This window comes from Acinetobacter sp. 251-1, assembly GCF_030329305.1.
GTDB classification, from domain to species: Bacteria; Pseudomonadota; Gammaproteobacteria; order Pseudomonadales; family Moraxellaceae; genus Acinetobacter; species Acinetobacter piscicola_A.
Map to the genome: position 1 here is coordinate 230,469 of NZ_JACANS010000001.1, position 24,666 is coordinate 255,134.

21 protein-coding genes are annotated in these 24,666 nt (G+C 37.7%); 10 read left to right on the top strand and 11 right to left on the bottom strand.

All coding sequences use genetic code 11. From position 1 onward, the window contains the following. Positions 1 to 111: 111 nt before the first annotated feature. The 4 genes from HX129_RS01160 to HX129_RS01175 all read left to right on the top strand — a co-directional run bounded on the left by HX129_RS01160 (position 112) and on the right by HX129_RS01175 (position 6,815). Positions 112 to 3,051 carry a DUF2135 domain-containing protein gene (locus HX129_RS01160; protein ID WP_286433185.1) on the top strand — a complete coding sequence of 980 codons (2,940 nt, stop codon included), beginning with the start codon at positions 112 to 114 and terminating at the stop codon, positions 3,049 to 3,051. A 289-nt stretch (positions 3,052 to 3,340) separates the two neighbouring features. Further along, the gene (locus HX129_RS01165) at positions 3,341 to 4,135 is read left to right on the top strand and encodes a tetratricopeptide repeat protein (RefSeq protein ID WP_130074011.1); all 795 of its coding nucleotides are present in this window, start codon (positions 3,341 to 3,343) and stop codon (positions 4,133 to 4,135) included. 228 nt (positions 4,136 to 4,363) lie between these two features. Beyond that, on the top strand, positions 4,364 to 5,251 hold the full coding sequence (locus tag HX129_RS01170; protein WP_286433186.1) for a phosphoribosyltransferase family protein: 888 nt from the start codon (positions 4,364 to 4,366) through the stop codon (positions 5,249 to 5,251). A 67-nt stretch (positions 5,252 to 5,318) separates the two neighbouring features. Further along, positions 5,319 to 6,815, top strand: coding sequence for a nicotinate phosphoribosyltransferase (locus HX129_RS01175; RefSeq protein ID WP_286433187.1), 1,497 nt, complete (start codon positions 5,319 to 5,321; stop codon positions 6,813 to 6,815). Positions 6,816 to 6,880: 65 nt separating this feature from the next. Here the strand turns inward: HX129_RS01175 and HX129_RS01180 are convergent, their stop codons facing one another. Further along, the gene (locus HX129_RS01180) at positions 6,881 to 7,348 is read right to left on the bottom strand and encodes a hypothetical protein (protein WP_286433188.1); all 468 of its coding nucleotides are present in this window, start codon (positions 7,346 to 7,348) and stop codon (positions 6,881 to 6,883) included. 148 nt (positions 7,349 to 7,496) lie between these two features. Here HX129_RS01180 and ntrR point away from each other — a divergent pair, with 148 nt between their 5' ends. The 3 genes from ntrR (at position 7,497) to HX129_RS01195 (ending at position 13,318) form a co-directional block, all read left to right on the top strand. Further along, positions 7,497 to 8,258 carry an ADPR responsive transcriptional repressor NtrR gene (gene ntrR, locus HX129_RS01185; RefSeq protein WP_502872622.1) on the top strand — a complete coding sequence of 254 codons (762 nt, stop codon included), beginning with the start codon at positions 7,497 to 7,499 and terminating at the stop codon, positions 8,256 to 8,258. 188 nt (positions 8,259 to 8,446) lie between these two features. Continuing rightward, positions 8,447 to 9,712 (top strand): exonuclease SbcCD subunit D, encoded by a 1,266-nt coding sequence (locus HX129_RS01190; RefSeq protein WP_286433190.1) that lies wholly within the window; start codon positions 8,447 to 8,449, stop codon positions 9,710 to 9,712. A gap of 9 nt (positions 9,713 to 9,721) precedes the next feature. Continuing rightward, a complete protein-coding gene (locus HX129_RS01195) occupies positions 9,722 to 13,318 on the top strand; it encodes an AAA family ATPase (RefSeq protein ID WP_286433191.1) in 3,597 nt (1,198 codons plus the stop codon). A 310-nt stretch (positions 13,319 to 13,628) separates the two neighbouring features. On the opposite strand, the gene HX129_RS01200 is transcribed toward HX129_RS01195, so the two are convergent. From HX129_RS01200 to HX129_RS01215, 4 genes are all read right to left on the bottom strand, one after another. Then, complete coding sequence (locus HX129_RS01200; protein ID WP_286433192.1) at positions 13,629 to 14,393, bottom strand: hypothetical protein; 765 nt, start codon at positions 14,391 to 14,393, stop codon at positions 13,629 to 13,631. Positions 14,394 to 14,565: 172 nt separating this feature from the next. Continuing rightward, positions 14,566 to 15,321, bottom strand: a complete 756-nt coding sequence (locus HX129_RS01205; protein ID WP_286433193.1) for a hypothetical protein — start codon at positions 15,319 to 15,321, stop codon at positions 14,566 to 14,568. A gap of 140 nt (positions 15,322 to 15,461) precedes the next feature. Further along, entirely contained in the window at positions 15,462 to 16,256 is a 795-nt protein-coding gene (locus HX129_RS01210) for a thioesterase family protein (RefSeq protein WP_180046108.1), read from the bottom strand. A 157-nt stretch (positions 16,257 to 16,413) separates the two neighbouring features. Beyond that, positions 16,414 to 17,103: a YggS family pyridoxal phosphate-dependent enzyme gene (locus tag HX129_RS01215; RefSeq protein WP_286433194.1), complete on the bottom strand. Its 690-nt coding sequence runs from the start codon at positions 17,101 to 17,103 to the stop codon at positions 16,414 to 16,416. 121 nt (positions 17,104 to 17,224) lie between these two features. Here HX129_RS01215 and HX129_RS01220 point away from each other — a divergent pair, with 121 nt between their 5' ends. Beyond that, the gene (locus HX129_RS01220; RefSeq protein WP_130074021.1) at positions 17,225 to 18,262 is read left to right on the top strand and encodes a type IV pilus twitching motility protein PilT; all 1,038 of its coding nucleotides are present in this window, start codon (positions 17,225 to 17,227) and stop codon (positions 18,260 to 18,262) included. A gap of 25 nt (positions 18,263 to 18,287) precedes the next feature. Then, the gene (locus HX129_RS01225) at positions 18,288 to 19,406 is read left to right on the top strand and encodes a PilT/PilU family type 4a pilus ATPase (RefSeq protein WP_130074022.1); all 1,119 of its coding nucleotides are present in this window, start codon (positions 18,288 to 18,290) and stop codon (positions 19,404 to 19,406) included. A gap of 74 nt (positions 19,407 to 19,480) precedes the next feature. On the opposite strand, the gene fur is transcribed toward HX129_RS01225, so the two are convergent. Further along, positions 19,481 to 19,918, bottom strand: a complete 438-nt coding sequence (gene fur, locus HX129_RS01230; protein WP_130074023.1) for a ferric iron uptake transcriptional regulator — start codon at positions 19,916 to 19,918, stop codon at positions 19,481 to 19,483. A 112-nt stretch (positions 19,919 to 20,030) separates the two neighbouring features. On the opposite strand from fur, the gene HX129_RS01235 reads away from it, so the two are divergent. Next, positions 20,031 to 20,429 carry an outer membrane protein assembly factor BamE gene (locus HX129_RS01235; protein WP_130074024.1) on the top strand — a complete coding sequence of 133 codons (399 nt, stop codon included), beginning with the start codon at positions 20,031 to 20,033 and terminating at the stop codon, positions 20,427 to 20,429. An 84-nt stretch (positions 20,430 to 20,513) separates the two neighbouring features. Here HX129_RS01235 and HX129_RS01240 read toward each other — a convergent pair whose 3' ends face one another. From HX129_RS01240 to HX129_RS01260, 5 genes are all read right to left on the bottom strand, one after another. Next, on the bottom strand, positions 20,514 to 20,852 hold the full coding sequence (locus tag HX129_RS01240) for an RnfH family protein (RefSeq protein ID WP_130074025.1): 339 nt from the start codon (positions 20,850 to 20,852) through the stop codon (positions 20,514 to 20,516). After that, the gene (locus HX129_RS01245) at positions 20,852 to 21,931 is read right to left on the bottom strand and encodes a hypothetical protein (RefSeq protein WP_174493241.1); all 1,080 of its coding nucleotides are present in this window, start codon (positions 21,929 to 21,931) and stop codon (positions 20,852 to 20,854) included. Before HX129_RS01245 ends, HX129_RS01240 begins: the two co-directional genes overlap by 1 nt. 154 nt (positions 21,932 to 22,085) lie before the next feature. Beyond that, positions 22,086 to 22,541 (bottom strand): bacteriohemerythrin, encoded by a 456-nt coding sequence (locus HX129_RS01250; protein WP_130074027.1) that lies wholly within the window; start codon positions 22,539 to 22,541, stop codon positions 22,086 to 22,088. A 354-nt stretch (positions 22,542 to 22,895) separates the two neighbouring features. Continuing rightward, the gene (locus tag HX129_RS01255) at positions 22,896 to 23,744 is read right to left on the bottom strand and encodes a class II glutamine amidotransferase (protein WP_286433195.1); all 849 of its coding nucleotides are present in this window, start codon (positions 23,742 to 23,744) and stop codon (positions 22,896 to 22,898) included. A 99-nt stretch (positions 23,745 to 23,843) separates the two neighbouring features. Beyond that, positions 23,844 to 24,623 carry a GNAT family N-acetyltransferase gene (locus HX129_RS01260; protein ID WP_286433196.1) on the bottom strand — a complete coding sequence of 260 codons (780 nt, stop codon included), beginning with the start codon at positions 24,621 to 24,623 and terminating at the stop codon, positions 23,844 to 23,846. Positions 24,624 to 24,666: the final 43 nt, after the last annotated feature.

Below are 24,666 nucleotides of genomic sequence, written 5' to 3' on the forward strand. Positions count from 1 at the left end.
TTATATTTAACCTCTGACACCTGTGAAATTATTTTCATACATTCATACTTTTATTGATTATTTTCGCTGTAAAAAAACATCATAAACCTTTATTTTTAAGAACTTAAAACGATGAAAAAAAATCTAATCACCTGCGTAATCTTAAGCCTAACACCATTGACTTTTTCGACTGCCAAAGACGTAGTGATAGAGCCTCGTATTGCTACCTCACCCGTTGAAATCATGCCACGCCCCATTCAAATTATCACAGCAAAAAATGAAACAGCAATTCAACTGAAAAGTGTCAAAACACAAGTGGAAATCATCAATGGTTTAGCTGAAACAACCGTGGAAATGCAATTATATAATCCGAATACGCGACCACTAGAAGGAAATTTAGAGTTCCCATTGCAAGAAGGTCAACAAATTACGGCGCTGGCTTTGGACATCAATGGTGAAATGCGTGATGCTGTACCTGTGCCCAAAGCCAAAGGACAGCAAGTGTTTGAAGCCATTGAACGGCGTAATGTAGACCCTGCTTTGCTTGAACAGACTCAAGGCAATAATTTTAAGCTGCGAGTCTACCCGATTCCTGCACAAGGTACGCGCACGGTTCGTATTCGTTACCAAGAAGCGTTAAGCCAGAGTTCACAAGATAAACGCTATCGCTTACCCTTACAATTTGCCAATCAAGTGCAAAATTATCAGCTTGAGATCAGCATAAAAGGTGTTGAAAATATACCTAAAAGTGAGCAGTTAACCTTTACTCGCAACGCAAAAAATGAATATCGTGCAACGCTTAAAAATCCAAAACTCACCGATCTCAAACACATCGATATTTTGATTCCTACTAGTCAACAAGCCCAACTATTTACACAACATTTTAAAAATGCTGATTATTTTTATGCCGAAATTCCTGTCGTGGATATGTCACAAGCACGTCCGCTACCAGAAAATATTGGCATTTTATGGGATGCGTCTTTGTCTGCTCGACAACGTGATCTACAAAGTGAACTTGCCTTACTCGATGCATATTTTCAAAAGATACAAAATGCGACCGTTGAATTAACTCTGTTACGTTATAAAGCCTCTGCACCACAAAGCTTTAAAATTAAAAATGGAGATTGGTCAGCACTGAAAAAGTTCTTGGAAAATGTAGTATACGATGGGGCAACGCATCTTTCTGACTGGAAAAACAACAGCAATATTCAAGAATATTTATTGTTTAGTGATGGCTTAGACAACTATGGTCTGCAACAAAACATTCAACTCAGTGACAAGCAACGTTTATATACGATTCAAGGCAATGCCCTGAACTTAGATCATCAACAATTACGTCAACTTGCCGAAAAAAATCATGGGCAATATCTATTTTGGCAAAATACAAATGAGTTTAAACAAGCACAACATGCCCTACTCCATGATCAAAGCCGTTTAATTCAAGTCGATGGTAATGGCATCAGTGAATTATATATTCCATCGTATTTTCCTGAAAATGGAATTGTGCGCGTGTTTGGCAAATATTCACCTCTGGTCGGGGATCAAGCCGCCTTAAAGCTAAAATTAAACAATGGCGAGCAACAACAAACTTTACAATTGCCCTTTAACAGCAGTTTGAACAGTCAACAAGTCGCAGCACTTTGGGCAAAACAAAAAGTCGCACAACTACTGCCACAAGCAACGCTGAATGAACAAGCCATTCAAAGCCTTGCACAAGACTTTAACCTTGTGACGCCTAACACCTCTTTGATTGTCTTAGAAAATTTAGATGATTATGTGCAATATAAAATTCAACCACCTGCAAGCTTAAAAGCGGAGTATGAACAACGCATCACTGCTCAACAACAAAGTATGCAGCAAAAACAGCAGCAAGCTCTTGCCCGCAGTATTGATGAATATAAAGAACATCAACATTGGTGGGAAAAAGATTTTCCAAAACAAAAAATCAAGCCAAGTCATGCCGAAAAAATGGCCAATGCACCTGTAGTTGAAGTTGCACCTGCTCCTCAAATGCCCGCACCTGTCTCTGCTGAATATGCAGCAGATGCAATTGCGACAGATTCAGTTGCGGCTACAACCGAAACAAGAGAAGTTTTACAAAGCCGCAGTCAAAAGGCACAGCAACGCAGCAGCAATACACCACAAAATATTACGATTGAGATTCAGCCGTGGAAAGATGACGCACCCTATGTCGCACGTTTAGAAAAAGCATCGAAACAACAAGCGTACCAAATCTATTTAGATGAACGTGAAAATAACTTAAACAATCCATCATTTTATTTAACTGTTGCGGAGATTTTTAAGCAAAAAGGCTTACATGATGAAGCCGTTTTGGTCATTTCAAATTTAGCTGAATTAAACCTGGAAAATCGTCATGTTCTACGATTATTGGGTCAGCAGCTCATGTTGCTCCAACAATATGAGGATGCGATTGTGATTTATCAAAAAGTTTTAAACATGGCAGAAGAAGAGCCACAATCTTGGCGTGATCTTGCTTTGGCCTATGCAGAAAACAAACAATATGATGATGCAATTCGCACCATGTACCATGTGGTAAGTCATGAATGGGATCAGCGTTTTGGTGGTATTCATTTAATTGCTGTAGATGAATTAAACAACTTTATTGCCAAAGCACCAAACAGCCCTGCGATCAAAGACATCGACAAAAAATTAATTCGTAATCTACCTGTGGGAATTCGTGTGGTACTGACATGGGACAGTGATAATTCAGATATGGATTTGTGGGTGATCGACCCGAATCAGGAAAAAACCTATTACTCAAATCGTCATAGTGCACAAGGCGGTAAAATTTCCAATGATTTCACAGGGGGTTATGGTCCTGAAGCATTTTGGTTAAGGCAACCCATGAAAGGTGAATACAGCATCAAAGCACATTATTATGGTGACCGTCAGCAAATCGTGACTGGACCGACGACTGCATTTGTGCGCTTAATTCGTGATTGGGGAACCTCAAAACAAAGCGAAGAAATTTTACGAGTGAAAATGACCAAAGATCGACTGCAAACAGGTGAAGATGGTGCAGTATTGATTGGTAAATTTAAGGTGAATTAAGAAGCCATTGTGAAGTACAACATCTGTTTAATAATCACTTTTTTGAATAGATGTTGTCACCTACACAATATATTCTTATAAATAACATTAAATAACAAATATTTAAAAACAAAATATTTTGTATACATTTTCACACCTATTCATCTGTTTGCCTCACAATACCATACAAAAATTAAAGAAAAACACGCCTTTTAAGGCTTTACATCTTATTTTTAGAGCACTTATGATGAAGCCACGAAAACTACAAAATTTCTTTCAGGAAGAAATGCTTCAATAAGGTTATGTATCAATGAAAAAAATTCTACTCTCTGCATTACTCAGTTTTTCTTGTGTAACTGCTTTTGCAGCACCACAAGCCTCATCTGTCGATCCCAAATTTGCAAAAGTTGAACAACTGATTCAAAAGAAAGATTTTAACGCAGCCTATAAAGAACTTGAAAGCATTGCTAAAACAGGTGATGCACAAGCTTTATATAATTTGGCATTTTTAACTCAAGCAGGTCAAGGTACTACAGTTGACACTAAAAAAGCCTTGCAATACTACCAACAAGCGTCTGACAAAGGTTATTCTGTTGCAAGTTATGCACTTGCCAAAGCCTATCAAACAGGTGAATTAGGCGTTCAAGTCGATCAAAACAAAGTTCGCCAATACTTAGAGAAGTCCTCAAAACAAGGTTATGACGATGCCACTGTCGAATATGCTGTACAACTTTTCTCTGAAGACAAAGCAGAATCAGACAAATTGGCACTGCAAAAGTTAGATCCTTTAATTAAAAAAGGGAATATGCAAGCGATCCACGCTAAAGCACTGTATGACATTAGCCAAGGATTTAAAAATAAGAAAATCGAATCTGTACAGCAAGGCATCAAGTCCATCCAAACACTTGCACAAAAAGGCTATATTCCTGCTTTGTTAGCAATGGCAAATATGATGGTAAAAGGCGAAATCATTGAACAGAATTTACCTGAAGCAAAAAGAATTTATGAAGCTTTAGCCAAACAAAATGTGCCTACAGCCAAAGAAGCTGTTGAAGCGATCAATAAAATGATTACCAATAAAGCTGCGAATCCTGCAAAAAAATAGATATCCCCATATCATATAGACTTAAATCTTTTAAAATGGCAGTCAAATTGACTGCCATTTTTTCTTGATAATACATTGTAAAATAAAAATTATTTAAAAATCCATTCTCGTATTTCACAACTTCCCCACTCAATATCTGTAATCTTTTGTAAATTAATCTTGCTAAATAAATAGTCTTTGTGACACTATATTTATATAGGCCATAAGCCACCATATAGAGATGTAAAGATGTCTATTCAAATTAAAGATTCAAATAACAAAATAATTGCTGTGAAGACCAGACAATTTTCAGGCGGAGAACGTCACGTACAGTTCGAAGCAGATGAACTCACGCAACGTCAAGGTCAGGTTTATATTCAAGCCAAAATCAAGAATAGTCAGGATTTGATGGATTATTTGTTGATTGAAAATGTATTGATGAATCAAGGTTTAACAATCAATTTGGAAATTCCGTATTTTCCTTATGCACGTCAAGATCGTATTTGTGCAACAGGTCAGGCATTTTCACTCGACATTATGACCAAACTTTTGAATATCAATACTGAGCAATTTCCAAAGCAACGTCATTCCATCAAAGTTTGGGATGTGCATAGTGTGGTATCTGAAAAACTATTGGGCGAAAACACATTATTTAATAAAGTGATTAATGTTCAACCTAGTGAAATTATTTTAAAAAGCCAAGCCTTAACAGATATTTTAACAGCTCAAGATACAGTATTGATTTGCCCTGACGCAGGTGCAAAACAGCGTACTCAAGGCATTGCGGATGTAATCAATGCTCATCGAGCAAGCAATATTGAAATTGTATATTGCGAGAAAAACCGTGATCCAGTCACAGGTAAAATTCAAAACTCACATGTGAATGCGACTGATTTATCAGGCAAAACAGCAGTCATTACAGATGACATCTGTGATGGTGGTGCAACCTTTATTGGTATAGCCGAAGAATTGAAAAAGTTAAATTGTCAACATGTGGTGCTCTATGTCACACATGGCATTTTCAGTAAAGGTTTGGCTGTATTTGATGGAAAAGTTGATCGGATTTTTACAACAGACAGTTTCCCTCAAATCGCCAATGAAAAACTATCAGTGATTCATTTTGACAGCAACAATTGATTGCAATACCCCAAAACAGAAAACAACTCAACCCAATGAATGAAAAGATTTACAGCGGAGAATAACAATGAGCTTAAAATTAAATCCATTGAATGCAATCGACTTTTATAAAGCAGACCACAGACGCCAATACCCTGCTGGCACTGAATATGTCTATGCCAATTTCACACCACGTTCTTCACGTTTGGCGAAAATGTTGCCCGATTTTGATGACAAAATCGTATTCTTTGGCTTGCAAGGTTTTATTAAACACTTTTTGATTGATACTTGGAATGAAGGCTTTTTCCAACAAGATAAAAACAAAGTGGTTAACGCCTATAAACGTCGTATGGACAATGCTTTGGGGGATGGTGCTGTTCCCGTCGATCACATTGAAGCTTTACATGATTTAGGTTATTTGCCTATTCGCATTAAAGCCTTAGAAGAAGGCAGCCGTGTCAATATGAAAGTGCCTGTATTAACTATTATGAATACTCTGCCTGAATTCTTTTGGTTGACGAATTATTTGGAAACAGTACTGAGTGCTGAATTATGGAAAAGCTGTACCACTGCAACCATTGCTTTTGAATACAAACGTTTATTGACTGAATATGCAATTAAAACAGGTGCACCTTTGGATTTTGTTCCAATTCAAGGACATGATTTTAGTAGCCGTGGCATGAGTGGTATTTATGATGCAACCCAGTCAGGTGTAGGTCACCTAACCAGTTTTATCGGGACAGATGCGGTGTCTGCGATTGATTATGCTGAGGAATATTACAATGCTGACGGTGTCATCGGTGTTTCTGTCCCTGCAACTGAGCACAGTGTCATGTGTATGGGCAGTGAAGACAATGAAATTGAAACGTTTCGTCGGTTAATCACTGAACTGTATCCTTCTGGTGTGGTCAGTATTGTGTCGGATACTTGGGATTTTTGGCGAGTGATCACTGAGTTTACGGTGGAGTTAAAAGCTGAAATTCTTGGTCGCCAACCAAATGCAATGGGTTTAGCAAAACTGGTGTTCCGTCCTGACTCAGGCGACCCTGTTAAAATTTTGTGTGGTGACCCTGATGCAAAAATCGATAGCCCTGCGTATAAAGGCGCTGTGGAATGCTTATGGGAAATCTTTGGTGGTACAACAACAGATAAAGGCTATAAAGTTTTAAATGAACGTGTCGGTTTAATCTATGGTGATTCGATTACTTTAGAACGTGCTTCAAACATTCTTCAACAATTGGAAGCCAAAGGCTTTGCATCGAATAACGTGGTGTTTGGAATTGGGAGTTATACTTATAATTACATGACTCGTGATACTTTTGGTTTTGCTGTCAAAGCCACTTGGGGACAGGTCAATGGCGTTGCTCGGGAGTTGTTTAAAGACCCGATCACTGACTCAGGGATTAAAAAATCGGCAAAAGGTTTACTGCGCGTTGAAAAATCAGCAAATGGTTTTGAGTTATTTGATCAGCAATCTGTCGAACAAGAGCAACAAGGCGAGTTAAAAACAGTGTTTGAAAATGGTCAGTTGATTCGTGAATGTCGCTTGGATGAGATTCGAGCTAGATTAGCTTCAAACTTATAAATATGCGAATGCTCTCCTTGTAACAAAATTGGTTTCAAGGAGAGTAAATTTATCCATAAGAAATTTTAGCAATCATCTACCCACAATTCATAATGGTCTAGATGATTATTTTTAAAATAAAATGTAATTGATTTATATTCGTCTTGTTCTGATGAAGCACTGAAACGATTTGGATTTCCTTCATCTGACGTAATCTTGCCTTTAAAGATTTTTTGAAAATTGGCTTTGGTCATCGAGCTATCTATTCTTTTACCATAGAAAATTACGGCATTATTTTTAGCCATGCGAACGGTTTGAATTCGATTATTGTCATTGACCGTAAATGATCCAAAATCATGTTCATCTGGAAAATTTCCACCATTACATTCATCTGGCTCACCTTTAATCACTTTTATGGGCTTTGGTAGTGTTTTTAGATTCAAATCAAATGAATGATATGTTTTACCATTGATCACAGGTTGAATGGTTTTATCTGCAAAGGTTAAAGTCGAAACGCAACATAATACTGAGATAAATAACGTTTTAGTGCTCATTGTCTGTTCTTATTAAATTTATCTATGAATCGACATCATAAAGACTCGGTTTCAAACAAACAAGTTGGAAAATACTTGGCGAATATCCCCCTACCCTGTAATAATCCGAATACTCATCCACGTTAAAAATAAAGCGAGCCAGACCGTGATGTTTACATCTGAACAGGATTTTTTATACAACTATAATAAAAAAGACTTTGATGCACCTTTGTTCACGGTGGATATGGCAATTTTTTCTGTTGATGCAGGTCAACTGCAAGTGTTGCTGATCAAACGTTCTAACTTTCCTCAAAAAGATCAATGGGCTTTGCCGGGTGGTTTTGTCGATTTGTCGAAAGATACCGATTTGATGGCTTCTGCTCATCGTAAATTGGTGGAAAAAACAGGACTTCAGTCACCACATTTGGAACAAGTCGCGACTGTTGGCAATGCTACACGTGACCCACGGGGGTGGGCAGTGACATCTTTGTATTTTGCGCTGATTGATTTTAAAGCCTTTCAACGCGTTGCCAATGAACAGACCGAGCAAAAGCAAACCGAGTATAGTGAATGGTTTTCTATTGCCGATGCTAAAAAATTGGATTTAGCCTTTGATCATTTACAGCTTTTGGATTTGGCGGTAGAGCGTCTAAGCAGTAAAGCTCGTTATACAGCACTGCCTGCGAGTTTAATGCCTGAACTCTTTACCCTGACTGAATTACAGCAGATTTATGAAATCATTTTAGGGCAAAGTTTGGAGAAAAAATCCTTTAGACGTCGTATGATTGAAGCGGGTGCGGTTGAAGAAACAGATCAATCCAAAATTGCAGGCAAACGCCCTGCGCAGTTATACAAATATGCTTTGGACAATTTTGATTTTCATTTTCCACGCATTTTGGAATATCCGAGGGAAAATCACACTGAAAAGTAATCATTAGAGTATAAAATGCATTTAGAACTTAAACTTTTTTTTTGGATGGGTACAAATCAATCCAAATGTAGGATCAATTTTAAATCTTTAATTTAAACGATCAAAGCTGTGGCATATAAAATATTGGCAAACTCGACTCATAGAAAACATGCTAAATTATATATAGCATTTCAAACACTTGAATTCACATGACTGTACGCTTTCTTCATACTTCCGACTGGCATTTGGGACAATTTTTCTATAACCATTCCCGTCACTATGAACATGAGCAATTTTTGGCATGGTTACTTGAGCAAATCAAAGAAAAACAACCGCATGCTTTACTCATTGCAGGTGATATTTTCGATGTCATCAACCCCGCATCTGCTGCACAAAAACAACTTTATCAATTCCTCGCCGATGCACATGACCTCGCCCCACACATACAAACCTTGATGATTGCAGGGAATCATGATTCGGGTTATCGCATTGAACAAGTTGAACCTTTACTTGAAAAATACAATGCTAAAACTGTCGGTGTGATCCACAAAAATAATGAAGGTTCAATTGATTTAGACCGTTTACTTATTCCTATTTATGATACAAAAAATGATGAAAATAAAAAAATTGTTGCTTGGTGCTTAGCTCTACCCTTTTTACGTCCTGCTGAAATTACAGGTTTCAATGAGCAAACCACCAACAACCAAAACGCAATTGCTTATTTACATCAACAGATTATTGCCGAAGCAATCAAACGAAAAACAGCTGATCAAGCCTTGATTTTGATGTCACATGCACACATGCAAGGTGGCGAAACGTCGGACTCAGAACGCCCAATTATTATTGGCAATGAAGAGGCACTTTCCACTGCCCTGTTTGATGATGTGATCGACTATGTTGCGCTTGGGCATTTGCATAAACCGCAAAAAGTGGGCAAAGATCATATCCGTTATAGTGGTTCTCCGATTCCACTTTCATTTAGTGAAATCAACTATAAACATCAAATCGTTGAAGTCACCATTGATCCGAAAAAAACGGATGAATCTCGTTTTAAATATGAACCGATTTTTATTCCTCGCAGTGTGCAACTGCATAAAATCAAAGGGGAATTAACCGAAGTTTTTGTTAAACTCAAAGCCTTGCCAAGTGGTGAAATTGACAATATTGACCATCGTGAATATGTCGATATTGAGTATCATACCGCTGTGCCACCACAACCGAATTTAAGACAACAATTTGAAGATGCTTTACCAAAAGATCGCTACCGCTTAGTGCGAATTTCTCGACAATATTTAGCTTCTGAAAAATCGGGCAATGAACAATCTCAAATTAGTTTAGAACCACCAACGCCAAAAAAACTCTTTGAACAAATTTGGCAAAAGCAAGGTTATGCCACTGATGATGCTGTGCTAAAAGACTTTCTAAGCTTGGTACAAGAAGCCGAAAAATCACTTGAAAATGAGCATGAAGGTTAAGGATTTGCCATGAAAATTTTATCTATTCGTATAAAAAATTTGGCATCTCTTGCAGGTGAGCATTTTATTGATTTTGAATCCGAACCTTTAGCTTCCGCAGGCTTAGTAGCAATCGTCGGGAAAACTGGTGCAGGAAAATCGACCATTTTAGATGCCATGTGCCTTGCGCTGTTTAATAAAATTCCACGTTTAAAAGACAGTGATGGTAAGTTGCAAGATGTTGATGGCACAGAACTTTTAACCAATTCTCCTCTAACCGTATTACGACGTGGCACGGCGCATGGTTTTGCTGAACTGACCTTTGTCGCTCAGGATCAAAAACATTATCTTGCCCGTTGGGAACTGAAACGTTCACGTGAAAAAGCAGATGGAAAACTGCAAAGCGTACAACGTTATCTAAAATGTATAACCGATGGTGTGGTCGTTGCAGACAAAGCCAAAGCCGTGGATACAAGCATTTTCAAAATCACACAATTGAGCTTTGAACAATTCACCCGTGCCGTCTTACTCGCACAATCAGAAGTCACCGCATTTTTAAAAGCCCGTGATAATGAACGTGGTGAATTACTTGAATATTTAACTAATTCTTCAATCTTTGGCAAAATTGGTCAATTGGCTTTTGAGCGCACCAAAGCTGTTGCAGTCAAACGCAAAGAACTTAAAAATTTACTGGGTCATATTGAAATTTTATCTGATGATGAAGTGGCTGAATTATCAAATCAATATCAACAGGTTGAGGCAGAATATAAAAAATTTGAGTCTGAAAAAACGCGACTCACTGCACAACAACAATGGTTTGAACGCAAGCAACAACTTGAAAGTGAAATTTTGGTTAAGCAACAGTTTGTTGATACACAACTCAAAGCACAACAAGATTTAGCACCTGAACGTGAGCGTTTGCATCGTTTAGAAATCTTTTCTGAAATTCGCTCAACCGTATTTCAACAGCAACAATTACTCAAAGCTGAACAACAACTTGCACCAAAAATTCAAAAGCAACAGCATTTATTTAATGAGTTAAAAAATCAGTTTGATATACAAAAAACTGCGTTTGTTCAGGCTGAAACTGCATTAAATGAATTACAAAATTTTGAAAGTGTTCATTTTGAATCCATCAATCAAGTCCGTCATTGTAATACTGAGCGTGATCGAATCGGAGTTGAATTTAAGAAAACTCAAACGAAACTGAATGAATTAGAAAGTAATCAGCAACCTTTATTTGAACAGAAAAAAAACCTTGAACGACAGATTCAGCAGATTACTGAACAGCAAAGTTTAGTGAATAAAAACCTTGCTGAAACACAAAAATTTTCGAGTTTAGATCAGGGGTTAAATGCGCATCTACAACAACTCAATCAATTTATTCAGCAATATCAGAATATTGAAAATCAGTTCGGAAATTTAACACAAGCTGAACAGCAATTATCTGTTCAAAAAACTCAGCATAAGCAAACCATTGAACAAAACGGAACGATTGAGCAATTAGAGCTTCAAATTGAGCAAGCTCGTCAGCAACGTGAGCAAAAAATTCAGCAACGTAATCAACTGGATTTAATTCAGCAAAAATTAACGCATTTTTTTGAATTAAAAACTGAATCGCAATGCTTGAATGATCAATTGCAAACTGCATCAACGCAACTTGAGCAATCTGAAAAAGAAGCATTACAAGCTGAGCAAGACTTTCAAGCTGCAAAAACCGAACGTCAAAAATTACAGGAGATTTTGCAACAGCAACGTCTATTACATGCTGAAAATATTGAACATTTACGTGCTGAGTTGCAAGATGGTGAACCTTGCTTAGTTTGTGGTAGTACCTCACACCCTTATAAAGTGGATGATGCTGCTGTATCTAAAGCCTTATTCGAACTGCAACAGCAACAAGAACAGCAAGCCATTATCAAAGAACAAGAAGTATTTAAAATTTGGCAAAATTCTCAGCAAGTATTCACCAAATTTAAAACGGAACGAGAACAACTCGATTCATCTATTCAAAGTAATGCTAATAAAGTTGCTGTTGCTCAAAATACGCTACTTGCACAAGTTGATGCTATTAAAATCAAATTGAATTTAACTCAATCTCAAGTTGAAATTTCGGCTGAAATCAAACAACTTTTTGAACAATATCAGGCTGATATTCAGCAGATTGAAATGCAATCGAATCAATGGATTCAAAGTATTAAAACTCAGCAACAGCTCAATCAAAATATCCAACACGCTGAAAATTTATTGGATAAAGCAACTCAATTACAACATCAGGTTCAGCATATTGTCAGCGCATTATCCGATGCTGAAAAACATACATGGCAACAACACAGTACGGCGACAGCACAACAGATTTTTAATCAACTCAATCAACGCTTAAGAAATTTAGAACAAGCTGCAAAACTGCTCAAAGATTTTGATCAATTTAACCAACAATTGCATGCGTTGACTTTGAATATTGAACATATTTCGAAGCAAGTAACGGATACGAAACAAGCATTGGATGAAATCAAAGCCAAAGGCTTGCAAAATACAGAAACGGCGAAACAACTGATTTTGCACATGACAGGTTTAAGTGATGTAAAACCGAATGAGTGGCTCATTCAGCATGATCAAAAACGCCTGCAAATACAAAATCAGTATCAACAACTCAAACAAAGCTTTGAACAGTTGCGCGTTCAATTTGAGCAAGAGAAAAGTCAACTTGATCAACTCAATGCACAATTACAGCAGAATCAGAACAATGCTCATGCAGTGAATATTGAGATTCAAAATTGGTCGAATCATCATTCTGATTTTCAAACGACAGATTTGACCGAACTCTTACAGATCAGCCCTGTTCAAGAACAGCAAATCCGTCAGCAAGTTCAAAATGCTGAACGTTTGTTAAATGAAGCCAATTCCGCATTTAAAACCATGCAAGAACAATTGACTGAACATGCCAAACATCAGCCTGAAAATGAGCTGATACAACTACAGCAATTGATTGCAGAAAATGCTGAAAGTTTAAAATCACAATTGGACGTTCGAGACCAACTCAAACTCAAACTTGAATTGCATCAACAGAATGTAGCGAAGCAAAAACAATTTGCGGATCAAATCCAAGAAGTACAACAAGAGGAACACCGCTGGGGCAAAATTTCAGGCTTAATGGGCGATGCCACAGGTAAAAAATTCCGTGATTATGCACAGCAATATAATTTGGATATTTTACTTGAACACGCCAACCAACAATTGGCGATGCTCTCGCAGCGTTATACCTTAAAACGTTTGGACAACTCACTAAGTCTAGCCATTATTGACCATGATATGGATGGAGAAACCCGTTCTGTGGCTTCACTGTCAGGAGGTGAGTCATTCTTGACAGCGCTTGCACTATCACTTGCAATTGCCAATATGGCATCAGGTTCAATGAAAATAGAATCGCTGTTTATTGATGAAGGTTTTGGGACACTCGATGCTTCATCTCTACATATGGTCATGAATGCACTCGATCAACTGCAAAATCAGGGGCGTAAAGTTGTGCTGATTTCACATATACAGGACATGCATGAACGGATTCCAGTGCAGATTCAGGTCAAGCCTTTAGGTGCAGGCGCAAGTACCATTGAAGTGGTCAGTTAAAAAATAGCAACCTGTTGGTTGCCATTTTTGAATCATATGATTTATATATGCCTAACTTTCATCAGGTTTGACATTCCAACCTTCAATTTTTTTCTAATGCATCTAAAGTCACGTCATAATTGCTAAGAAATTCTTCTGCTGTTGCTTGTGTTACAATAAGATTTTTCAATGAATCTTCATGACCATGCGCAAATACAATTGTCGTATTTAAAAAAATAATCCCAAAACCAACGTGATTATTTCTTCATAACATTATGTTTTATTAAAGGTATTTTCTACTTAAAAAAAACACCTTAACTCTCGTGTCTTTTCAATCACGATCTGCTGGGAATGCATTCGGTGGCGGTGCATATTTATTGGTCTGTTTCTGCTCTTCCTCTGGTGCTTTTAACTCATAGACCACTGTACCAATGATCCCTGTATTTTGAATTGAACCATTGTCCGAGTTTGCTGCATACGATTCTTCAGGTTTTCCAAATGTAAATGAAGCCACTGCATCAGCACTTTTACGGAAGCCTTCAATGGTTAAAGTATCATGGGCATGTAAGACATAACCTGAATTACTGATTGATGCTGTACTACCATCAATCACATCCACACCATCCACACTCGTCACGATCTCAAATGTTTTACTGGTATTATTTTCATAATGGAGTTGATAGCTTTGTCCTTCACGTCCTGCCAAAAAGTAATTGCTACCTACGCGATACAAAGGAATATTCTCCCCACGATCATCAATAATCGTCAGGCTAATTTTACCCCCTGCAATTGAGATTCCTTGAATCGGTTTGCCTTGGTATTGTTTATCGGCATAACGGACTAAGGTTTCTGCAATCGGAGAATCTGACTTACGTTTTAAATCGACTTCGGTCACGGAGGAGTCAATTTCATCGCCCCATTTGGTTCCGAGTTTTTCATCACTTGCAACATCATTATTGGCATCAGTCGCAGCAGCTTCTGCACTGGTTGTTTCACTACGTGTTGAGGGCTGTGTGCTATTTTCTTCTGTTTTCTTCGCACATGCAGCAAGAAATACACACATCAGTAAACATAAAAAATAATTTATAATTTTCATTATGATGACCTTTTTTCAAAGATGACTGGGCATCTATTCGAAATTGATTATTTTCAATTGAATAGTCATTTTTAAGGCACTCGGATTATTATCAAGCTGAGCATAACCTGAATATTTCATTTTCTCTAATGCTTATTTTTTGTATTTATGTAACATTATAACATTATAAAAACTAGTCCGCAGGGAATGCATTTGGTGCAGGTGCATAACCATCATTTTGGTCTGATCGTTCAGCTTTTGGTACTTTTAATTCATAAACCACTGTACCAATGATCCCAGTATTTTGAATTGAACCATAGGTACTATTTGCTGCATAAGATTGTTGTGGTGCACTAAAAGTAAATGATGCCACAGCACGATTACTTTTCCTAAATCCCTCAATCGATATTGAACTATAAGGTCTTAATACATAGCCACTTTTTTGTCGAGATGCCTGACGACCATCCAGTACATCTAAACCATCTACACTTGCAACAATTTCAAATGTTTGTGCACTGCTATTGTTATAATGCAATTGGTAACTTTGCCCATTTTGACCTGATAAAAAATAACGCTGTCCTTCTCTATATAATGCTAATGTTCTTCCATGATCATCCAATATCGAAAAACTAATTTTTCCAGATGCCAATGAAATACTGTTAATACGACGTCCTGAAAATTGTTGATCTGCATAGCGAACTTGCGTTTCATCTACGGGCTGATTCGCCCCTCTTTTTAAGTTGACGTGTTGCACATAAGAACTGACATCATCACCCCATTTTGTGCCTAGCTGTTGACTCGCATCAATAAGATTGCTGCTACTCTCGGTTTGAATGGCTTTGGCTGAGTATTCTGCATGGCTGTTTGGCTGCTGCTGAACAGGTTGTGATGTACATGCCGCAAGTAATCCAACCCAAAGCAAAGACAATAAATAATATGGCTTCATCATCTGTCATCCTGTTATTCAATTATTTTATGTAAAAAATGATTTAACTTCATATAAACAGATGTGAAACCAGTAATCTGTAGTCATTTGTAGGATAATTTTTATCCTATTGGCTAAGATTTAAAAATCTTTCAACGACGTTTTTATAATGGTCGTAATGTCAAAATTTGCTCACTACGTCCAAATGGTCCATGTATGTCGTGCAATACGGAACTGGTTAAGCCAATTCCATCCTCACCATACTGTTGCACTGTTTCTAAACCTAACCATCTACCTTGGGGTAAACGATATAAATGAATTTGTAAGTCTAGATTTGGAAAGCCCCATGTAAATGGAGGGCTTTGTCGTGCAACAATCCCATTTGCGGTGTCAACCATACCCATCAATTTGACAAATGCTGTGGTTTCTTGACCTTCCACCATATCTAATTCATTACTTAACCACACGATGCCTGCACCTTGACGGCGCTGTTCTGTACGCGCCTCAATAGATTTGATATAGCCTCCCGGCCACTGACGGATGTCATGCCAAATGGGTAAGTTGTCTGGCGTTCCAATTTTTTGATCTTCTAAACCTGCAACATCTTGGCTGTTATTGGTCATCATGCGCCATGTTCTTGCCACGATACAGACTTTGCCTTGAGCTACCATTTCAGATTCAACCAATTCAATGGTTTTTCCACCTCGAATGACTTTAGTGGTGATGCTAAATTCACCCCCTGCAATGAGTCCAAAAATATCTAAACTGATTCGTCCAATACGCACATCATCTCGTGGAGAGAATTGTTCTAGTTCAGCACAGATAATTCCTGTCGCAGGTGCCATATGCTGTTCATGTTCATTCCATGCACCTTGTGCATGAAGCGTAGATTGGTAATGTGCAGTGACCACGCCTTGTTCATCGACTGAACGTTTTAATAACTGATAATAACTCGACATCTTCTTCCCTGCAGCTTGATCTTTAAAATATTTTTACAGCAATTTATACAATTAAATCGCTATATTTTTGTACTCAATTTAGCAAGAAATGTCCAATTTTCAGCAAAATACTGAACCCTATAGTTCAGTATTTTCATATACTTTTATCACGTTTCTATCACAGTTTTGAATAATCTCGTGCACCAAACAAAGCCGTTCCCACGCGTACCATCGTTGAACCTGCTGCAATAGCAGCTTGCATATCCCCTGACATTCCCATACTTAAAGTGTCCCAATCTTCAGGATGCGCATGTTGTAATTTGACTTGCTCAAACAATTGTTTTGCATCAACAAATGCCTGTGTATTATTCGGTGCAGGAATCACCATTAAGCCCCGTAGTTTTAAGTGCGGAAGTTGACTGATGTGCTGTACCAATTCTTCAACTTCACTCGGTTGGCAACCATCTTTACTGTCTTGATTATCGATATTAACTTGAAGACAAATATTGAGTGGTGCTTGCGCCACTGTTCTTTGACTCGACAAACGTTCCGCGATCATTAAACGGTCAACGCCATGCACCCATGCAAATTTCTCTGCCAGATGTTTGGTTTTATTGCGTTGTACATGACCAATAAAATGCCACTCAATATCTAAGTCTTGTAATTGTTCAATTTTATCTAACGCTTCTTGTAAATAATTTTCACCAAATGCACGCTGCCCCATCTCATACATTGTTTTTAACATTTCACTTGGATGTGTTTTCGACACCGCCAATAATTGCACCTCATCCACATCACGTTGAGCAATGTGACAAGCATGTTCAATCTGTTCAAGGACAATCTTATAGGCTTGTGTTAAATCATTCATGGGCAGTGGTCTCATTTAAAAAAATTTCAGCTTTCTTGTTCATCAAATGTTGGTTATGCTGAACGAAAGCCTTATCATTCTACAAAATAATTAAGTAAATAGGTTTTACTTTGGGGACATTATGGACATTACAGAACTACTAGCATTTTCCGTTAAAAATGGTGCATCAGATTTACACTTATCAGCAGGTATGCCACCCATGATTCGTGTCGATGGTGAAGTGCGCCGTATTAACTTACCTGCATTTGAGCATAAAGATGTACACCGTCTTGTTTATGACATTATGAATGATAAACAACGCCGTGATTATGAAGAACAACTCGAAACTGACTTTTCCTTTGAAGTCCCAGGGGTGGCACGTTTTCGTGTCAACGCATTTAACCAAAATCGCGGTGCAGGTGCGGTATTTCGTACCATTCCATCTAAAGTTTTGACTATGGAAGACTTAGGTCTTGGGCAAATCTTTAAAGACATTTGTGATTATCCAAGAGGAATCGTGTTGGTCACAGGTCCTACGGGTTCAGGTAAATCAACTACCCTCGCTGCGATGCTCGATTATATCAATGACAACCGCTATGATCATATTTTAACGGTAGAAGACCCGATCGAGTTTGTACACCAGTCTAAAAAATGCTTGATCAATCAACGTGAAGTCCATCGTGATACACACGGCTTTAATGAAGCACTACGCTCAGCACTGCGTGAAGACCCTGACATTATCTTGGTCGGTGAGATGCGTGACCTTGAGACCATTCGTTTAGCCTTAACTGCTGCTGAAACAGGTCACTTGGTCTTTGGTACGCTCCATACCACTTCTGCGGCAAAAACCATTGACCGTGTGATTGACGTATTCCCTGCTGAAGAAAAAGACATGGTCCGTGCCATGTTATCTGAATCTTTACAAGCCGTGATTTCACAAACCCTACTGAAGAAAAATGGCGGTGGGCGTGTGGCTGCACATGAAATTATGATCGGTGTACCTGCGATTCGTAACTTGATCCGTGAAAATAAAGTCGCACAAATGTATTCTGCGATTCAAACAGGTGCCAACTACGGTATGACCACACTCGACCAAAGTTTAAAAACATTGGTCTCTAAAGGCACGATCAGCGCACAAGTGGCACGTACTGCGGCAAAACAGCCAGAATCATTCTTATAAGAAAAAGTAAATTTGGGGAATTAGAATGGATTTTAATGATTTGCTTAATATGATGATTGAGCAAAAGGCATCGGACTTGTTTATTACTGCCGATGTTGAACCATCAATGAAGATTAACGGTCAAATTGTTCCTGTGGTCAAAACTAAATTGACTGGAGAATTGGTCGGGCAAATTATTCACTCAATCATGAGTGATAAACAACGTAAAGAATTTGCCGAAACGCGTGAGTGCAACTTTGCCATTGTCAACAAAGATAAAACTGCACGTTTTCGTGTCAGTGCATTTCAGCAACGTGATCAACCAGGGATGATTTTACGTCGAATCGAAACCACGATTCCAACCATGGAAGATTTAAAGCTACCACCAATCTTAAAAGATCTCGCCATGACCAAGCGTGGCATTATCATTTTTGTAGGAGCAACAGGTACAGGTAAATCGACCTCTTTGGCATCATTGATCGGTTACCGAAATCAAAACTCTAAAGGTCATATTATTACCATCGAAGACCCAATCGAGTTCGTACATGAACATGCAGGCTGTATTATCACCCAACGCGAAGTAGGTATTGATACAGACTCTTTTGAAGTCGCACTGAAAAATACTTTACGTCAAGCACCTGACGTCATTTTGATTGGTGAGATTCGTTCTCGTGAAACCATGGATTATGCGATTGCCTTTGCTGAAACAGGTCACTTGGTCTTTGCAACCCTGCATGCCAATAACGCCAACCAAGCCATCGATCGTATTATTCACTTCTTTGAATCAGACCGTCATAGTCAATTGTTTATGGACTTGTCCTTAAACCTCAAAGCCATGATTGCGCAGCAACTCATCCCAACCCCAGATGGCAATTCACGCCGTGCGGCAATTGAGATTCTCATTAACTCGCCATTGATTTCAGATTTGATCCGTAAAGGTGATGTACATGAAATCAAAGACTTAATGAAACGCTCACGTGAATTGGGTATGCAAACCTTTGACCAAGCTTTATTTGATCTTTATAAAGCAGGTCAAATTACCTATAAAGATGCGCTAAAACATGCAGACTCACCAAATGACTTACGTCTACAGATTAAGCTTGATGAAGAAGGTGGTGCACAGTTATTGAATGCCAACAACAAACTAACCTTTGACGGTCAATAATCATTTTTTAAAAGCGTGTAAAAAGGGAGCTAAACCACTAGCTCCCTTTTTTAATTTGTTGTATTTATGTGATTTTATTTCTTACGAAATGCTTCTTGGCATTCTTGTTCATCACAATAACCATAGAGGTTTAATGAATGTCCTGTAAGATTAAAACCGTATTGCTCAGCAACTTTATGCTGCTCATGTTCAATAATATCATTTGTAAATTCAATTACTTTATTACAGTTTTGGCACACAAGGTGATCGTGGTGATCCTCTTGCATGATTTCAAAAACAGAGTGATTATTTTCAAAATGATGGCGCTGAATAATTCCAGCTGCCTCAAATTGTGTTAACACACGATATACGGTCGCAAGACCCACATCTTCACCTTGTTCAAGTAATGTTTTATAAATGTCTTCCGCGCTCAAGTGATGTTGTCTTGAATTTTCTAATAATTCCAAAATCTTGATTCGTGGTAGGGTAACTTTAAGTCCAGCTTTGCGTAAATCCTGATTTGAAATAGGCATATAAAAGGGTCTCTCAACAAATTTTAAGTTGGAATATGCAACAGTCTTGAGATGCAGTATGATCTATCCATAGATCAATTGCATCATAATTAATTTGGGATAGTGTAGCAAAATGCAAAAAATCATGCTGACGTTATTCGTCGCTTCTTTACTTGGTGGATGTTCAGTATTCGGTGTCTATAAGGTAGACATTCCACAAGGAACACCACTCACCCAAGCCCAAGCCTCAAAAGTTCAAGTCGGTATGAGTTATCAACAAGTCCGCTTTTTGCTAGGCAGTCCAACTGTAACAGATCCATTAAATCCACTACGTTGGGACTACATTTACAACTACATCCCTGGAACTTACGCGAAAAAAGCAAAAATTCCAGCAGCACATGGGCAACACTTAAAAATATATTTTAATGAGTCAGGAATTGTGTCTAATATTGAAGGATTAGAGACGATCCCAGAATCTCAACCTGGTTTGCCTGCTTCCAAAGAAGCAATTTTGAATGCGCCTCCACTATAGTCAATTTAGAATAAAAAGAAACCCCTTAGCTAGGGGTTTTTTATTATCAAGTAGATAGTTTTAAGCGATCAACAAAATAAAGCACTATTTGGATAATAATTGGCGATAACGATTGCCACGACAATAGCGTCCAACAGGATTTGCCTTGGCGCGATTACGGCGAATATCTTTCGGATTGATGGTCAATGCACGATAAATTTCCACCCGATCCCCTGCTTGGAGCAACTGGTGTTCATCCGCGATCTTTAGCCCAAAAATACCCAACTGATATTTCTCAGGTAACTCAATCTGCGCTTGGATGCCACTTTGTACAATTGCATCCAAAGCCGTCATACCCTCTTGAAAAGCAACAGCGATATGAAACTGCTGCGTTTGAGTAGCATATGCCACCCAAACTTTAGATGTTCGATCCAGCGTTGTCATTAGAACAATTGTCCCACTAAAGCAATGATTGCAAGCACAATCGCTAAAGGTGACACAATACGCACCGCGATACGCCAAATATTATAAAATGCCTCATTGCTGAAATTCATTGCTTTACGCAAATGACTGATCTTCATGATCCAACCCACAAAAATTGCATAGATTAAACAAATCACTAACCCCCATAACATCAAGATTGGATTGAAAATCACAGCTATATTTGGAATTGCCCATACCAACAATGCCACCAACACAATCACAAACTGTAAAACAGGTGCAATTTGACGTTGGCTTAACTGCTCTTTTGCCAATTGTAATAACAAGGCTGCACTTGCTATTGCGGCAAAACATACCGTATATGCAGGGATTTGTGCGGATACAGCAAAGAAACCAAAAGCAATCACAGCAATTAACTGTGCCAACCAAATTGGCAGTACAACACCCGTTGCAGCACTTTCTTTTGCATGCAAGGTGTTCGTCTGCCAATACAAACCTAGTCCTAAGCCACTCGCAACCAATGCCAAAATCGCTGCATTACCCCACTCCTTAAATTCAATAGCGGTGACATGCCAAGGCTGTAAGGCTGTACCAAATACATTTGCTACAATCAAAGAAGCAATCACAGCCAATGTCGTCAACACGACTAAAATCTGACGAGATAAAAATGACAATGCAAATGCCACCACCGCACAGATCACAAAGAATACATTGGCCTGTAAACTTAACTGTACACTTTGCAAAGCATTCACAGTGATATTAGATACAATTGCGCCTGCAAGAAATGGAATAAATACGACGGAAAGCCACCCCACAATGCGCCATTTTTGTGAAGCATCAGCATCACGTGTCAAAGCAGCCAAAGCGGCAAGCGGACTTTGTTTCGAACGTTTTGCAAGTGCAATTTCTAAATAGGTGATTGGCAATGCTAAAAGCAGCATAGTTGCTAACCACAATAACCAAAAATCAATTTGTCGATCAAACTGAATATCGAGACTTGGCGCTAAGCCAACAATAATCATAAATGAAAGACAAAATGCCATGAGCGGCGATAACCATCGTGACATAGAATAATCCTGCATGAGGTGTTTCGTAATAAAGTGCTGCTATTTTGCCTTTGTCCTCAGTGAAAATCAAAGTTTAGGCATAAAAAAAGCAAACCAAAACCTCTGGTTTGCTGCGCTAATAAGAATCTTATTCATTTTATTTCAGTTTTTATTATCTCAGTTAATAGAGTTAAGAGAAAAAGCGTTGAAACCAGTTTTTGCCTTTTTTCTTTTCATTTTCACGAATAATTCCCATCATATTATGTTTTACTGCCCCAACATAATCTGCATCATCGTGTTGAATATGGTTAATCAACCATTTTGCTAAGACTTCACTTAACTCATTTTCAATCGATTTACCGTCTTGAAAATCTTGGCGATAACCCTCGATACGCTTAATAAATAAATCATGTACGCGTTTATGGGGTACACGATATTTATAATTTGCTTCTTCTTGCAAACTTTCTTCAAATGTAAAATGTGATTGCGTATAATCAATAATATTATCTAAAACTTCTTTAACTTGTGCACGATCAGAGACAATATCAACATTTTGCAAATCATTAATATAATCTAAAATGCGTTTATGTTGATCATCGATAACCTCTATCCCTGTATTATATTCAGGAAGCCATTTCATCTTCATCGCATTGCCCCACACAAGTTAAAATATTTTCACAATCATTCAGCCACATCATAAACCTTTAAAAAACAAATAAAAATCAATCAGATTAGTCGGGATTCACTATTTTTTATACAAAAAAACATAAATTACTGTTTTGTATTAATATTTAATATAATGCCAAGTAAAACAATAAAGTATTTTTTAACCAATCTATAGTTTGATTTTAATATTATATATAAAATATGATTTCTTAAAATAAGCTAATAAATCAAGAAAAAGTTAAATAAATATCAGTGATAATATTTATTTAAGCAGAAACAATATCAGAATATATTGAAGAAAAAATAATACACCCCCTATGATAGTATTATTTAATTAATATTGATCCGCTTTCGTAACACGTTTTAAACTTGGATCTTTCGCTTCACGCTGCAAACGTTCAACGACAGTCAGTGCTTGTTTAATCGGTTGTCCATTTTGAAATAAAATCATTTCACCCGCTTGATATGCATGCCACACTTCATTATTGGTTAAAGGTTCAGTGGTAATCACTGCAACCCGATCCTCAGGTGTCGTGACTTTACTAAAATCAACTTCAACATCAAGATCAATCAGACTTGCGGGTTGGAACGGATATTCACGCACAATCCAATGCAGTTTTGTAGTCGCATAGCTAAAAAGAGCCTGCCCATTCGACAAACAAAAATTAAACGTGCCGTGTTCGGCAATTTTTGGTGAAATTTCAAGAAGTACTGCAAAAATCTCATTTAAAGAGGGTTCATGATAACCAAATTTTTCTACCAAATTATCCAATAAATAACAAAAGGATAATTCACTGTCCGTATTGCCCACAGGTGTAAAACGCCCCGAAAGTCTTGGATTAAAATGATGTAAATCACCATTATGAGCAAAAATCCACTGCCTCCCCCACAACTCACGGACAAAAGGATGTGAGTTTTCTAAAGTGATTTTGCCTTGTGTTGCTTTACGGATATGTGCAATCACGTTACGTGACTTGATCGGATAATTACGAACCAACTCTGCAATCGGAGATTCAACTGCAGATTGATTATCCACAAATAAACGACAGGCTTTGTCTTCAAAAAAGGCAATGCCAAAACCATCTGAATGATCAGATGTTATTCCTGCTCGTTGAGAAAACCCACGAAAGGAAAACGTAATATCTGTTGGTGTTGCACAGTTCATTCCGAGTAATTGGCACATAATCTTTTATTTGAACATGATCATTATGTGAATATTGTGCATGAGTCACACTTCGCTTGCAAATCTGAATGTTTACAAACGAAATGTGCTTTTCTTATATTATGAACGATTGACCATTTTATTGAGCACAAAATGCTTGGCAATTTCATTGACATCTAAAAAGACAAAATAATCTAAACAATTAAATTGTTCATCATGATAAGCCTGTTGTGACAAACGGGCTTTCATTTTTAAATACACATCGAATAATTTTGGAATACGTTCATCTTGCGGAAAACTAAACTCAGGATGGGTCGGTTCATAACTCAGTCGTGCAGGAACATTGATGGTTTGGTTTTGATCTAGTTTTTTAATGAATTGATGGGTGTAATAGGCACGTGCTTTATTGTCTTCTAAGCGAATCGAAACACACCCCATTAAATGTTTAGCTTTCATTTTCCAAAGCACCATCGGCACTAAATTTAACCATAAAATCGACAATGCCTTACCATTACGATAGCGCGGATGTACACAGGTGCGTCCAATTTCAACAATATTGCTTAAATGTGAAAACTGAGAAATATCAAATTCTTGAGCACTATAACTATTTGCTAAATCATCGCCTTGTACCAATTTTAAACGAGTATAAGCAACAATTTCATTGCTCCATTTATCACGCAAAACAGCATGATGACAATCTAAGTCATATAAATCTTGGTCTAAACCATGTTCAAATTGGATACCAAATTGTTGTGAAAATTGTTCTGCGCGAAACTTTTGAATCTCTTTGAGTTGTTTAATGTCTTCTGCCCATTCAAATTTATAATGTAATTGTGCTTTTTTAGCACGAGTTAATGGGAAGCTAATGTTTTGTCTGTATTGATTTAATCTTGCAAACATAATTTAGAACTCCTTGTGCTTTTCATCACACTAGAGAATCTAA

Coding starts and splice junctions, on each gene's coding strand:
- HX129_RS01180 (WP_286433188.1), bottom strand. CDS start 7,348: ATGAGCACTAAAACGTTATTTATCTCAGTATTATGTTGCGTTTCGACT.
- HX129_RS01190 (WP_286433190.1), top strand. CDS start 8,447: ATGACTGTACGCTTTCTTCATACTTCCGACTGGCATTTGGGACAATTT.
- HX129_RS01240 (WP_130074025.1), bottom strand. CDS start 20,852: ATGACAACGCTGGATCGAACATCTAAAGTTTGGGTGGCATATGCTACT.
- HX129_RS01255 (WP_286433195.1), bottom strand. CDS start 23,744: ATGTGCCAATTACTCGGAATGAACTGTGCAACACCAACAGATATTACG.
- HX129_RS01235 (WP_130074024.1), top strand. CDS start 20,031: ATGCAAAAAATCATGCTGACGTTATTCGTCGCTTCTTTACTTGGTGGA.
- ntrR (WP_502872622.1), top strand. CDS start 7,497: ATGTTTACATCTGAACAGGATTTTTTATACAACTATAATAAAAAAGAC.
- HX129_RS01225 (WP_130074022.1), top strand. CDS start 18,288: ATGGATTTTAATGATTTGCTTAATATGATGATTGAGCAAAAGGCATCG.
- HX129_RS01170 (WP_286433186.1), top strand. CDS start 4,364: ATGTCTATTCAAATTAAAGATTCAAATAACAAAATAATTGCTGTGAAG.
- HX129_RS01210 (WP_180046108.1), bottom strand. CDS start 16,256: ATGTCGAGTTATTATCAGTTATTAAAACGTTCAGTCGATGAACAAGGC.
- fur (WP_130074023.1), bottom strand. CDS start 19,918: ATGCCTATTTCAAATCAGGATTTACGCAAAGCTGGACTTAAAGTTACC.
- HX129_RS01175 (WP_286433187.1), top strand. CDS start 5,319: ATGAGCTTAAAATTAAATCCATTGAATGCAATCGACTTTTATAAAGCA.
- HX129_RS01165 (WP_130074011.1), top strand. CDS start 3,341: ATGAAAAAAATTCTACTCTCTGCATTACTCAGTTTTTCTTGTGTAACT.
- HX129_RS01250 (WP_130074027.1), bottom strand. CDS start 22,541: ATGAAGATGAAATGGCTTCCTGAATATAATACAGGGATAGAGGTTATC.
- HX129_RS01195 (WP_286433191.1), top strand. CDS start 9,722: ATGAAAATTTTATCTATTCGTATAAAAAATTTGGCATCTCTTGCAGGT.
- HX129_RS01245 (WP_174493241.1), bottom strand. CDS start 21,931: ATGCAGGATTATTCTATGTCACGATGGTTATCGCCGCTCATGGCATTT.
- HX129_RS01215 (WP_286433194.1), bottom strand. CDS start 17,103: ATGAATGATTTAACACAAGCCTATAAGATTGTCCTTGAACAGATTGAA.
- HX129_RS01200 (WP_286433192.1), bottom strand. CDS start 14,393: ATGAAAATTATAAATTATTTTTTATGTTTACTGATGTGTGTATTTCTT.
- HX129_RS01220 (WP_130074021.1), top strand. CDS start 17,225: ATGGACATTACAGAACTACTAGCATTTTCCGTTAAAAATGGTGCATCA.
- HX129_RS01260 (WP_286433196.1), bottom strand. CDS start 24,623: ATGTTTGCAAGATTAAATCAATACAGACAAAACATTAGCTTCCCATTA.
- HX129_RS01205 (WP_286433193.1), bottom strand. CDS start 15,321: ATGATGAAGCCATATTATTTATTGTCTTTGCTTTGGGTTGGATTACTT.
- HX129_RS01160 (WP_286433185.1), top strand. CDS start 112: ATGAAAAAAAATCTAATCACCTGCGTAATCTTAAGCCTAACACCATTG.